This window comes from Silvimonas sp., assembly GCF_031291215.1.
GTDB classification, from domain to species: Bacteria; Pseudomonadota; Gammaproteobacteria; order Burkholderiales; family Chitinibacteraceae; genus Silvimonas; species Silvimonas soli.
In genome coordinates, this window is record NZ_JARLJK010000054.1 from 74700 (window position 1) to 87838 (window position 13139).

General features: G+C 57.8%; 10 protein-coding genes. 3 read left to right on the forward strand and 7 right to left on the reverse strand.

Annotation, left to right across the window (positions count from 1 at the left end):
- Window positions 1-86 precede the first annotated feature (86 nt).
- From P4L78_RS01910 to P4L78_RS01920, 3 genes are all read right to left on the reverse strand, one after another.
- A complete protein-coding gene (locus P4L78_RS01910; protein ID WP_309326639.1) occupies window positions 87-2639 on the reverse strand; it encodes a hypothetical protein in 2553 nt (850 codons plus the stop codon).
- Window positions 2640-3285: 646 nt separating this feature from the next.
- Window positions 3286-4416, reverse strand: a complete 1131-nt coding sequence (locus P4L78_RS01915; protein ID WP_309326641.1) for a glycosyltransferase — start codon at window positions 4414-4416, stop codon at window positions 3286-3288.
- On the reverse strand, window positions 4413-5165 hold the full coding sequence (locus tag P4L78_RS01920) for a glycosyltransferase family 2 protein (RefSeq protein ID WP_283148484.1): 753 nt from the start codon (window positions 5163-5165) through the stop codon (window positions 4413-4415). The genes P4L78_RS01915 and P4L78_RS01920 overlap by 4 nt, the downstream gene beginning before the upstream one ends.
- A gap of 305 nt (window positions 5166-5470) precedes the next feature.
- On the opposite strand from P4L78_RS01920, the gene P4L78_RS01925 reads away from it, so the two are divergent.
- On the forward strand, window positions 5471-6811 hold the full coding sequence (locus P4L78_RS01925) for an ATP-binding protein (RefSeq protein WP_309326643.1): 1341 nt from the start codon (window positions 5471-5473) through the stop codon (window positions 6809-6811).
- A 37-nt stretch (window positions 6812-6848) separates the two neighbouring features.
- On the opposite strand, the gene P4L78_RS01930 is transcribed toward P4L78_RS01925, so the two are convergent.
- Window positions 6849-7817, reverse strand: coding sequence for an AraC family transcriptional regulator (locus tag P4L78_RS01930; RefSeq protein WP_309326645.1), 969 nt, complete (start codon window positions 7815-7817; stop codon window positions 6849-6851).
- Window positions 7818-8002: 185 nt separating this feature from the next.
- Between P4L78_RS01930 and P4L78_RS01935 the strand changes: the two genes are divergently transcribed.
- Window positions 8003-8812 (forward strand): ThuA domain-containing protein, encoded by an 810-nt coding sequence (locus P4L78_RS01935; protein WP_309326647.1) that lies wholly within the window; start codon window positions 8003-8005, stop codon window positions 8810-8812.
- Window positions 8809-9882, forward strand: a complete 1074-nt coding sequence (locus P4L78_RS01940; RefSeq protein ID WP_309326649.1) for a Gfo/Idh/MocA family oxidoreductase — start codon at window positions 8809-8811, stop codon at window positions 9880-9882. Before P4L78_RS01935 ends, P4L78_RS01940 begins: the two co-directional genes overlap by 4 nt.
- A gap of 94 nt (window positions 9883-9976) precedes the next feature.
- On the opposite strand, the gene P4L78_RS01945 is transcribed toward P4L78_RS01940, so the two are convergent.
- From P4L78_RS01945 to P4L78_RS01955, 3 genes are all read right to left on the reverse strand, one after another.
- Window positions 9977-11548, reverse strand: coding sequence for a carbohydrate-binding protein (locus P4L78_RS01945; RefSeq protein WP_309326651.1), 1572 nt, complete (start codon window positions 11546-11548; stop codon window positions 9977-9979).
- A gap of 253 nt (window positions 11549-11801) precedes the next feature.
- Entirely contained in the window at window positions 11802-12629 is an 828-nt protein-coding gene (locus P4L78_RS01950) for a methyltransferase (protein WP_309326653.1), read from the reverse strand.
- Between the two features lie 203 nt (window positions 12630-12832).
- Window positions 12833-13114 (reverse strand): DUF427 domain-containing protein, encoded by a 282-nt coding sequence (locus P4L78_RS01955; protein ID WP_309326655.1) that lies wholly within the window; start codon window positions 13112-13114, stop codon window positions 12833-12835.
- Window positions 13115-13139: the final 25 nt, after the last annotated feature.

A 13139-nucleotide genomic window follows, 5' to 3' on the forward strand; every position in this document is an offset into this window, starting at 1 on the left:
AAAAGGCCCGCATTGCTGCGGGCCTGAGGGAGTTGCCGGCATCTGCCATACCGGCGGTTGTTTCTGGTTAGCGGATCAAACCCGGTTTATGGAAAGGTCGTCAGATCAGAGACCTGATTGGCCGCGTTGGCTGTTGCGCCGGTGTTGTCGATCACGTGGGTGATTTCGCCCACGCCGCCCAGCGACACCGTGACCAGGTGCGTAAAGTTCACGCCCGGCACTTGCGGTGCTTCAAAGCCGTTGGTGAGCTTGATGGCGTTGTTGGTGTTGAAGAAGCAATACACGCCGACGCCGTATGCCTGATGGCTGGTGACTGAATCGGCCACTTTGTAAGACGCATAGCCGTTCTCGCTACCTGCCATCCAGTCGCTTTGCTGGGCGACGTCATACGGAGCCTCGCTCTGATAGAAGTACACCTTGCCGCCATTGCCGTTCCACAGGGTCTGATACTGCTGGTAGTGCTCCACCGCCAGACCGTAGATGGTGACATTGGCGCCGTTGACGATTACGCCGTTGGTGGCTTTGTTCACCGTCCAGCCCACACCGCTCCCGTGGTCCGCACGCCATGCCCAGAAGTTGTCGCCGATCACGTTATTGCTGTTGATGATCAAGCTGGCATCCGCCGAAGCACCTGGCACCACACCGCCAATACGGAAGTAGATGTCATGCAGCGAGGTCGGATCCGCCGCGTGGCTCACGCCAGTGGTGGTGGCGCCAATCTTCAGCAGGGCGGGTGAATCAGCCGCACCGGCATCAAACAGCAGGCCAGCGATCTTCACACCGTCGACGTCAGAGACATCCATGGCATCCAGACCGGTATCGGGTTCCAGCGTAGCCAGACCCAGACCCAGCACCACGGTATCGGCGCGAGTCACGCGGATGGTGTCATTCAGATGGTAAATACCCGGGGTAAAGATCAGGTTTTTACCAGCTGCCAACGCGGCGTTGATGGTCTGCGCGGTATCGATGTTTTCCTTGGCAATGTAGAACTGGCTGATCGGAATCGACTGGCCCTGTGGCGTCTTGTTAAACCATGTGGTGCCCACGCTGTTGGTTTGCAGCGACGGCACAAACACGCTGTAGTTGCCCGCGGCGTCAATGGTCAGGAACGGTTTTTCCCGCGTGACCGGAGCCTGCGTCACGATGGTGTACGGCGGCGTTGGCCACGATGCCGCCGGGTTGTTCACATCACCCACGAACACCATGTTCCAGTTGCCACCAACCCAACTACCCCACTGGGTATTGCGGCTGATCCACTGCTGTTGCGAGCCCGAACTGATCTGGCCATCGATCACCGTATCGGAGATAAAGCCACCGCTAGACCAGCCGCAGTACGGCGAGCACAGCGTCACGTTGCCTTTCACGTGCATGCGGCGGAATGGTGCCGCTTGCGACACGGCCCAGCGATCGGTACCGCTGGTTGGGGTAACCGCCATGTTTTCAGCTGAACGCCAGAAGTTCTGCGTGGCGTTTTCGTTGTCCAGCCATTCCGCTTCGACGTGCACGCCACCGTTGATTTGTGTGTCATCCGGCGACATACCTAGACCCATCACATCGGTATAGAAGCCGATGTTCACGTCCAGGTTGTAAGTACCCGGCTTGAAAACGATTGCATAACGCTGCGTGCCAAACTGGTTGGTTTGCTGCTGGTTAAAGATGTTGGTCAGTTGAGTTTGAACGGTGGCGGTATTCATCGTCGGATCAAAGATCAGCACGTTCGGACCAAAATCTACCGGGCCGCTTGGAGTGGGCGCCGGTGTTGGCGTCGGAGCCGGAGTAGGCGCAGGTGTTGGCACCGGCGTAGGTGCTGGAGTCGGAGCTGGAGTCGGAGCTGGCGTCGGCGCCGGGGTTGGTGCTGGTGTTGGAGCCGGCGTCGGTGTTGGCGCAGAACCGGCGTAGGTCAGTGTTTGCGTCGGGGTATCAGCCGCCGAGCCGTTCGCCTGGCCGATGGTGTACGAGTAGTTAATCACCGCGCCTGCTGGCACGCCGGTGATCTGGTAGGTGTTGTTGGTGCCGCTATTGGTCATGCGCACGTTTATCTGGCCGCCGCCATTGATCGTGTAATGGATATCAGCCCAGCTGCCGCCATTGGCATAGAACGCAACTACGCCACCCGCCAGTTGCGTGGCGCCATAGCTGGCGGCAGGCGTTGGGGCCGGGGTTGGCGCGGGCGTTGGCACCGGCGTCGGTACTGGAGTGGGAACTGGCGTAGGGACGGGAGTCGGTGCCGGAGTTGGCGTTGGTGTTGCTGCGCCGGTATAGGTGAACTGGCTCCAGGCCGTATCGCTGGCGGACCCATCGCTCTGACCCACGGTGAACGAATAGCTCACGGTCGCCCCAGCCGGAATATTGCTCACGGTATAGCTGTTGTTGGTACCGCTGTTGGTCATGCGCACGTTCAACTGGCCACCGCCATTGATCGTGTAGTGGATATCAGCCCACGTGCCACCATTGGCATAGAACTGCACCACGCCGCCGCTTTGCTGCGTATAGCCCGTGCTGATGCTGGCCGCATGCGCGAACGGTGCCATCACCATCACGCCCGCCGTCAAGAACGGGCCGGGAGCCGCAGCCAGGGTTGCCAGAGTTAAGGCAATCCAGCGTTTGCGGCTGTTCAGGTACTGCTTGTTGCTCTGCATTTATTGTTCTCCTCCAGATTGAAATCGACTTCATGAAATCCATTTCATCGTCGTTCCAGGCGGCAATTGACACAAGTAAATGCTTTACCCTACATGTCTTGATGGTTACGCTGTTCTGACTAGTAAAATAGCCATTCAAACCGTTGTGACACCGCAAATTAATACACGTGTGCAACCGACGAACGTCATGCCGTGGTGCATAACCGGTGGCCGGTTGATCCATATTGGTGCCGATAAATATGGCCCAATCCTGGTCATTCCGGCCGGTACAGGAGGATGAAACCACTAAAAGACACGGGTTTTATTCCGGACGAAGGCAGTGTTTATTAAAAAAATCGATTTTTAATCAACTGCTTGATAGCCAGAACAGGTTTGTCATGAAAACCGAGGAGATTGAGACTGGGAGCCAGTGCAGACTGGTCGCGGGCGTCTGGTTACATGCACAAAATGGCCGATATATCGCCTGGTCAATGCACTGTAAACGGGCGCGAGGGAGCACAAGCCAGGCAAATTGAAATCGCTTTCATTTGTCTGTCGTTTGTTGCTGAAAGTTGAACGACTTGGGAGGCAAGCCTGCTGGCTGTCAGTAATGACAGCAGCAAAACAGCCCGGTCGCGTAGGCGGCACGGGCTGTGGGCGGGTTGGATCAGGCCTGGTTGTGTGACTCGACGGCAATGCCTGGCGTGGCCGCCGGCGCAGTGGCAATGGCGGCAGTTCGTGGACGACGGCGTTCGTTCAATAGCTGCTCAAACATCACCAGATAGGCATCGGCCATGGTGTCCAGCCGATGCGTGCGTTCGAAGTATTCAGCGGCTTTGCTGGTCATGGCACCAAGCCAGTCCGGCGCATCCAGCAACTGGCCGATATTGCGTGCCAAGCCGCCGGCGTCGCCAGGCGCGCTCATCAAGCCGCGATCGTCGGCCAGCAGTTCTTTCAAACCACCCGCGCTGGTGGAGGCGACGGGCACTCGCGCACTAAAGGCATCCAGCACACTGCTGCCCAAACCTTCTTCCCGCGAGCTCATGACAAACACATCGAATAAGCCAAACAGCGCTTCCACATTCTGTTGGTAACCGGCAAACAGGAAAGTGTCTTGCAGTTGCAAAGCGGCCACGCGAGCCCGCACTTCCGGTTCCAGGGCGCCAGCGCCAAAATGCACAAAGACAAAGTCGTTACGGCGCTTTTTCAGCGCGGCAATGGCATCAACCAGCATCAGCGGGTCTTTGTCTGCGGCCAGGGCCGACGTGGTGGCAACGACTTTGCGCTGGCCGATTCCCAGTTGCCCGGCCAGCATCTGGCTGCGTGTAGCGTTTGGCGAGACCGGCAATACTGCGTCGGCAATGATGGGCACGTGCTGAATGCCCAGCGCTTGCACGCTGTTGGCGCAGGCTTCACTGATCGCAACAACCAGATCGGTCTTGCGATATTTGAAACGGGTCAACGCACCTTTCAGACGGAACGCCACCCGCCGCGAATACACCACTAGCGTGCGATGTAGCAGTTTGGTCAGCACAGCCCAAGTCAGCATATGACCGGTTTGCACATGCAAAATATCGTAGCGCTTGCCACTTAGCGCCAGAAAGCCGATCACGCCGCCGCTGCCTTTGCGCTCATGCACCACAAAACCTGCAGCACGGGCGCGTTCGCCAATCTGGCTCCCTGCGCGGCACAACAAATGAACGGTGTGGCCTTCCTCGCGAAACTGCAGCATGGACAACATGGTTTGCCGCTCGCCACCGCGCCAGCCAGCTTCGAAATTCAACTGAAGAATATTCATGATTTCACTCGGGTTTGCCCAAGCTGCGCCAGTTTGGCGTAGCGATAGAAGTTGCCGATACCGGCGGTGATGGCCAGCAGCAGGCCCTCGCGGCCGTCCAGAAAACCGCCCATCACGGTGTAGTGGCGAAAGAACGTCCAGAAACCGCGAAAGCAGGCGCCAGGCAGTGAAGCGCGTTTGCCTTTGGCGAATTTTTCGTGCGCGGCGTCGGTGGAATAGCGGTTGATCTTGCTGATTACGCTTTCCAGATCGGGATAGCTGTAATGCAGAAAGTGTTGCTGCAGGCGGGCGACTTTGCCGCTGCAGATCAGCCGTTCATGGACAGCCGCGTCGGTAAAACGGGCGGTGCCGCGACGGAACAGGCGCAATACGGGGTCAGGCCACCAGCCGCTGTGGCGAATGAAGCGGCCACAAAAGCTGGACAAGCGCGGAATCTCAAAGGCATCGCACTGCGCGCCATGCAGGCTCAGCAGAATCTCGTCGGCCAGTTCTGGCGTGACGCGTTCGTCGGCATCAATGGATAACACCCAATCGCCGTCGGCCAGATCCAGCGCGCGGTTCTTTTGCGGGCCAAAGCCGGGCCAGTTTGTTTCCAGGACGGTGGCGCCCAGCTCGCGAGCAAGCTGCACGGTGCCATCGGTACTGCCGGAATCAACCACAATGATTTGATCGGCAAAATGCACCGATGCCAGACAATCGCGCAGGTTGGCGATCTCATTGTGGGTAATGAGGATTACGGACAAACGCATGGTGGATTGACGGTTTTTTATATTGATTACGGATGAAAAATGGCGGCAAGGCAGAGCCGGAGAACCGCGAGCAGAGATACTTGGTGTTACTCGGGGCACCTTAAGACGCGTTCCTTAAGGTTTACTGAAGGGGTTTGGCAATATTTGCCGAATGCAAAGGATTCGCTGATTTACAACAAATAGTGCACATTAATTACGATAAAAACCCGCCAGGTGGTATCCGGCAGAGCGCTCACCCGCGGGGCATCTCGGGCTATAGTGCTGGCCACTTCCATCAACCTTTTTCCGCGTAAACGCCCCCGCTAATGTTCCATTTTCCGCGTTCCATTGCTGGCCGCCTGCTCAGCTATTGTTTGATCAGCCTGATTCTCATCGCCACGGTGGCGCTGGGTTGGGGCTATGTGATGGCGCGTAAACGCAGTGAAGGCTGGTTCGACCGGCGCCTGCAGGAAAGCGCGCAATTGCTGCTGGCGTTTGAGCTGGACGAAGCGCGCCCCAATCGATTGCGTTCGGGCGATGCGGCGCAATTGCCGACGGGGCCGTTTGCAGTACAAATCTGGGCCCCGGATGGTCGATTGTTGTTTGCCTCACCCAATGCGCCAGCATGGCCATTTACCCGCGAAGGAGGTTTTCTGCGCCGCGAGTTCGCTGGTACGGCATGGCGGGCCTATGCGCAGTGGGATCAGGACGGCGACTTTCTGGTGCGGGTGATGGAGGATTATCACGATCACGACCAGTTCATGCGTTTGCTGGTGCTGCGGCAAGTTCTCACCTTGCTGATCGGTGTGCCATGTCTGGCACTGGCGCTGGTGATCAGCATTCGCCGTGGCTTGCTGCCCTTGCAAAAACTATCGCGCGATCTGAACGAGTTTGATCCACGCAATCCTCAGCGTTTTGACTCTGAAACGCTGGTGGCCGAATTGCAAAAACCGGCGATTGCGCTCAACGCATTGCTCGATCGTGTCGATGTCATGCTGGAAAAAGAACGCAATTTCACCGCAGATGCGGCCCACGAGTTACGTACGCCGTTTGCTGCATTGCTGGTGCAAGCCGAAGTGGCGCAGACCTCGAAAGACGAAGCACGGCGCTTGCATGCCTTGAAGGGATTGCAAGATGGCGCCAAGCGCGGGGCGCATGTAGTGGAGCAATTGCTGGCACTGGCCCGGCTGGATCGGGCAGAGCGCTTGCCGCGCGAGCAATTTGATCTGGTCAGCCTGTGCCGCAATGCGCTGGGCGAACTCGCCGGGCAAGCTGCAGCGAAAGACCAGCATTTAAGCTTTACCGCGCCGCCAGCGTTGCAAATTGAAGGTCATGCAGTGGCGTTGGTGACCGCGTTACGTAACCTGGTGGAAAACGCGATCCGCTATTGCCCGAGCCAGAGCAGTATCAACGTCAACCTGCAACGGGTGGCCGAGGGCGTGCAGTTGCACGTTGAAGATAACGGCCCGGGGATTCCCGAGCATTTGCGCGCTCGCGTGCTGGACAGGTTCTTTCGCAACGCCGACGCGGGCGAGGAGGGCTGCGGCCTGGGGTTGTCGCTGGTGGCGCAAGCCGTGGCCCTGCATGGCGGCAGCATCGTGCTCGACCAGCCGCTAAATCGGCCCGGTCTGGTGGTTCGCATTGTCCTGCCGCTCAAGCTTGGCTGAACTTCATGGGGCTGAACTTCATTCGCCTGATATCAGATCAAGCTGGTTCGACATTGCTGCTGCGCCAGTCTTTGGGCGTCATCCCAAAGTGACTGCGAAAAGTGCGAATGAAATAGCTTTGCGTGGTGTATCCGCACGCCCAGGCGATCTCTTTGCCCGCCAGCGTCGGGTCCTGTAATAGCCTGGCGGCGCGCTCCATGCGCAAACGCGTGATAAACGCGGCCAGATGCTCGCCGGTGGTCTGGCGGAATACATGCGAGAGATAGTCGGCGGTGCAGTTCGATTGTTCAGCCAGACCGCGCACGCTCAATTGCTGATCACCCAACTGGTTCTTGATGAGTACGCGCGCGCGAGCTACCAGCGGTGGCTCCGGGCGGGCCTCAGTGTCGGCATCGTCCAGTGCTTGTAAAACCCCGGCTGTGGCGGCGGCAATCAAGGCGCGAGTTTGAGTATTGGCCCAGCTCGTCGTCGCGTCGGTGGCGGCAGATGTTGCGCCAGACCTGGCCGCGTCGCTCAACCAGTTGTGAATGTGCGGCGCTTGCGGATGCAGCCGCGCTTCGAGGTGCAAAATGCCGGGGCGGCCGGGTTCGATTTCGTGCGCCAGATGACACGTCAGTGCGGTGCCTTCAGCGTAAATCACCACATTGCGAAACGGGCTGGCGGCGTCTTGAGACGGAATACGCTCTGCGTGCAACACTCGCGGCGGCAAGATCAGTACCTGACCGGGCTCCAGCAACAAGCTGGCATCGCCAAAGCGAAATTGCGTGCTGCCACTGACCTGGAGGAACAACTCCGGTGCCAGATGAAAATGGCCTTCGCCCCGCGCCAGCGTGTCATTACCGGCAGGTGGACGGCGAATGACTTGTGTACCGCTCGCCAGCCGCTGCAAAAAATCCGACAGATATTGCCGCATGACCCGCCCCTGCTCGGGCGCGCTGGTGCGGGTGCTTTTGAACGGGCTGGCCGCATTGGCCAGGTTCAGACGACTATCCGGGTTTTTTAGCATTCTTTGCAGTTTTGTCGCAGCAATTCAGATTGAGAGGCACGCTGCGTGGCGGCTAATCTTGCACTACCGCTTGCCGCAACGGTGAATGGTGATCTGTTATAAATAATGGCTTATGGCCGATTTTGCGCTGAACTGATCTGAACTGTTCCGCGCTTGAATGCGCAGCATCTCACTGGAGAGTGATTGTGTCGAAAACCAGTATTTCTGTCATTATCTGGAACGAATTTCAGCATGAACGGCAGAACCCGGCCGTGCAGGCCATTTACCCTGACGGTTTACACATGGCCATTGCCGACGCCTTGCGCCAAACGCCGGGGCTGAACCCTGGCGCTTTGCCGCTGGAAATATCCACCGCCACGCTTGATCAGGCCGAGCATGGGCTGACCCAGGATCGGCTGGACGCCTGTGACGTGCTGATCTGGTGGGGCCACAAAGCGCATGCCCAGGTCGACGATGCGATTGTGGATCGGGTGCAAAAGCGCGTGCTGGAAGGCATGGGTCTGATCGTGCTGCATTCCGGACATTTTTCGAAGATATTCCGCCGCATGCTGGGCACCAATTGTTCGCTGAAATGGCGCGAGGCCGATGAAAAAGAGCGCCTGTGGGTAGTGGAACCGTCGCATCCCATCGCCGCTGGCCTCGGCGAATATTTTGAGCTGCCGTATGAAGAAATGTATGGCGAGCGCTTTGACATCCCGCAACCGGATAGCATTGTGTTTATCTCCTGGTTCGAGGGTGGCGAGGTGTTCCGCTCTGGCTGTTGTTGGGAGCGTGGGCATGGGCGGATTTTTTACTTCCGCCCAGGCCACGAGGCGTATCCCACTTATTACGACGCCAACGTCCAACGTGTGCTGGCCAATGCCGTGCAGTGGGCCGCGCCTCGGGTGAATCTGGTGGATCACTGCCCCAATTCGCCTGCGCTGGAGCCCATTAGCCAGAAAGCTGTGAGTTTCTCCAAAGTAGGCATCGCGCAAGGTAAGGGAGATATTGGATGAGTATGGGTAATCAAATAGCGGCGCCGACCGGTCAACGTTTGCGGGTGGGGATTGTGGGGCTGGGTATCGGGCGCAAACACATCCAGGGCTGGCGCGAGCATCCGCAGGTTGACGTCGTCGCCATTGCCGATCCGGATGCTGCGCGGCTGGCAGCCGTTGGCGACGAATTCGCCATTGCCGGGCGCTTTGCAACTGCCGAAGAAATGTTTGCAACGGGCGAGCTGGACGTGGTCAGCATCTGCACGCCTAACAAGTTTCATAAAGCATTGACGCTGGCGGCATTGGCTGCCGGTTGCCACGTGTTGTGTGAAAAGCCAATGGCAATGAGTGCGGCGGAAGGGCGCGAAATGTTGGCCGCAGCCGAACGTGCAGGCAAACGGTTGATGATCAATTTCAGCTATCGCTTCAGCGCGCAATCCAGAGCACTCAAGGCACAGGTGGATGCCGGTGTGTTTGGCGAGTTCTACTTTGGCCGCAGCGTCTGGCATCGCCGTCGTGGCATGCCTGGATTTGGTGGCTGGTTTGGCACCAAAGCGCTATCGGGCGGTGGGCCACTTATCGACTTGGGCGTGCATCGGCTGGACCTGGCGCTGTGGCTGATGGGTTATCCCAAGCCCGTTTGGGTGATGGGCAATACCTACAATCCCATTGCCGGTGAACTGGCGCGCCAATCGGGCAAGACCTTTGATGTGGAAGACCTGGCCACGGCGTTTATCCGCTTTGATAACGGCGCCACGCTGGCGCTGGAGGCATCGTGGGCGGCCAATATCAAAGAGGCTGACCTGATGGAAACGCGCTTGCTGGGCACCAAAGCTGGTCTGCTGCAGCAGAACGTGAACGAAGGCTACACGTTTGACGCGCACATCTTTACCGAGCAACACGGCGCGCAACTGGATATCCACGTGCATCCACCGGTAGGGGAGGCCAATTCCGGCATGTATGAATATGCGGCGGCCATTCTGGCCAATCGGCCACATCCGGCAAGTGGGGAAGAAGGTTTGATTGTGATGGAATTGCTGGATGCCATTTACGCCAGTGCGCGTTCTGGCGAACCAGTCAAAATTGGCTGAAGGTGGCTGATGAGGCTGGATTGACGTAAAAAAAGCGCGCTGCCGGTGAGGACAGCGCGCTTTGTTTTACCTGCTTACCCACAAATCATTGAGATCAGATTTGCGAGGTTGTGGTGGCGTTAAATTGCACGCCCAGGCTCATTTCCAGATTGGCAATGGCGTCTTCCAGAATCGCAAAAATCTGCGCCCGGTTGGCGGTGTTGCTCAAATCCAGCGTGGTGCCCGCCGGTACGCTGTTCTGTGCCAATGCGGTGTTGAACGCGGCCTGTGCCGATGCCGCCGGGATAAACGCGCCCACGCCCGAGCTGTTCACATAAGACAGCGTGGTGAACACGTTGCTGAACACGTTACCCAGCGTGGTCATGTTGAACGCCACATGATTTTGCGGCGTAACCAGCGTGGTGGCGCTGGTGGTCGGGATCGGCAGATCGTAGAACTGGTTCAGGTAGTAACGCACCTGGTACGGATACTGTTCGTAGGTGTCCGACTTGCCCCAGACCGAACTCCAGTTGTTGACCGTATTCACCGTGCTGGTCGTGGCGGTAGCGCCCAGCGTGCTGTAGCTGGACATCAGCGTGCCGTAATAACCCTGGTTATAGGCCACGTTCAGCAAGACCTCGAAGAAGTTGTTCGGCAAGCTCTTGAAGTTGACCAGCGCGTTGTTAAACGCCGGTTGCCACGGCGTGGTCCAGCCACCGGTGCCGGTGCCAGTCACAATCAACGCCACGAAGTCGTTGTAGTGGAAATACCCGGTCAGCATCGGACCGTAGTATTTGTCGTTGAACGACGGCGGTGTCACCTGTTTGTACTGCGTAGGAGCAGTAGCCATGGTGTAACCAATGCTCTTTTGCAGGGCAATATAGTTGATCAGCGAGTGACCGCCTGGCGTGTAGCTGCCAGACACCATATCGGCCGCGTAGTTGTTGATCTGGTATGGGCCGCCTTGACCATTGCCCATCACGGCTTGCTGATCTGGTGACGGATCAATCAGATTGCTGGTGTTCTTGTACACCTGCGTTTCCAGGTTTTCCTGCAGCAACTGGCCCAATATCGAGCCGTACATATAGTCCTTGTTGTACTGAATGCCAGGGTAATACTCGTTCACCAGATGGCCATACATCACACCGGCGATGATGTTGGACATGATCAGGTCGGTGTAGTTATCCCCATCCAGCGTCATGCTGTCTTGTGCCGTACCCGCGCCCAGCAGCAAGTGGAAATTGATAGTGCCGGTGGTGGTGACTGACGACGGCGTTGGAGCCGGCGTTGGTGTAGGAGTCGGCGTCGGTACTGGCGTTGGCGTTGGGGTAGGCGCCGGGGTCGGAGTTGGCGTTGGCACCGGAGTAGGTGTTGGGGTCGGTGTTGGCGTAGGAGTCGGCGTCGCGCCGCAGCTGCCTACAATCGTCCATGGCTGGCCGGTGCCAATGACGCCATTGCTGGTGGCAGGATTGTTGCCCTGCGTCCACCAGTTGGCTTTGTAATTCACCCCGTTGTAGCTCACGGTGGCGCCGCCCACGTATGCAGTGTTTGCATTCCATGTGGCGTAACACGCGGTTGGAGTGGGAGTGGCGGCGTAACTTTCGGTTGCCGTTGCCAACAGCGGCAGGGACACGCTAAACGTCAGCGCGCACAGGCGCGCCAAACGGCGCAGTTGCGGTTTGTTCATCACGTTCATCCTCTAACTCTGGTTTATGTTTGTTTTCTTGAGCCTTGCAGTACAAGGCAGGCAAAGTGTATCCAGGCCTTGGCAATCTGCATTTCAAACAGGGATGAACGTAGCGAACAAGCGGTCTGATGGTGGTGAAGCTTGAGTCAGGCAATGGTTCTGCGTTGGGCTGCTAACTCGTTGATTGCACTGAACAGTCGTGTATTAAATGCGGGCAGACGACCAATCGATCTGCCCGCGCTTGCGGTTCGCATTACTTGGCAATTGCACCTGGTTTGATGAACTTGAGCGTCATGCGGTCAGATTCACCTATGGCCTGATAGCGCTCATGATCCAGCGCCCCTGCGGCATAACCGGGCGGCAGAGTCCAAACGCCTTTGGGATAATCCTTGGTGTCTTTGGGATTGGCGTTGATTTCGGCTTTGGCGGCCAAGACAAAACCCGCGTCTTTCGCCAGCTTGATCACCAGTTCCTCAGTTACGTAGCCGGTTTTGATCATCTGTTCCAGGCTGGTACCTGGTGCTGCGCGGTGTTCTTCTACGCCCAAGATCCCGCCGGATTTGAGCGCGGTATAAAACGCCTTGAAGCTGTCTTGCGCGGTGCCGTCTTTCAGCCAGTTATGGATATTGCGAAACGTCACGATCAGATCGGCGCCGCCTGCCGGGCGAATATCGGTGAATTGCGGTGGGGAAAGCGTTTCCACCGCCACATTCCGATAAAGCTCATGGTCGCTGGCCAGCTTGGCTTCAAACGCGTCAATTTCGCCATTGCGTTCCGCATTGTCCGAAGGTGCGACTTGCGCGGCGTAATAACGGCCATGTTCGCGCAGATACGGCGCCAGAATCTCGGTATACCAACCGCCGCCGGGCCAGATTTCCAGCACGGTTTGATCGGGTTTCAGCCCAAAGAAATTGAGTGTTTCAGCTGGGTGGCGGTACACATCGCGAGCGCGGTGCGCTTCACTGCGCTGCGGCCCGGCAATGATCTGGTCCAGCGCTGCATCGGCTTGGGCCAATGGTGGCAACACGCAGGCCAGCAACAGCAGGGCCGGGGCAAAACGTCGAAAACTGAAGCTGGGCACGGAGTTTCCTTGTAGGGCGGAGTTACAAACTGGCTTGGATAATTACGACATGGGCAGGCACAAAGCATGCCATGTGCGGCGGACCAGCAATGCATTGCCAGCCTGCCTGGCAGAGTAACCAGTGGCGTGTGCGATTTGGCGCAAAATGCGCAGCCGCTGTCGCAATCCCTACAGACTGCCAAGGCCAGGTGGGGCGAAACCGCTTACGGTTCGACCCGTACACCTTTCCAGAACGCCACGCGATTGAGAATGGATTTGGCCGCGTCTTTGGGCTTCGGGTAATACCAGACCGCATCGGGGTTGAGCTTGCCGTTCACCGACAGCGTGTAATAACTGGCTTCGCCTTTCCACGGGCAAATAGTGTGCGTGTTGCTGGGAATGATGTGCGAGCGGTCTAGCGCGCTGGCAGGAAAGTAATGATTGCCTTCGACCACTACGGTATCGTCACTTTCGGCAATGACGACATCGTTCCAGATTGCTTTCATGGTTCACCTTTTGCGTAACTGGACG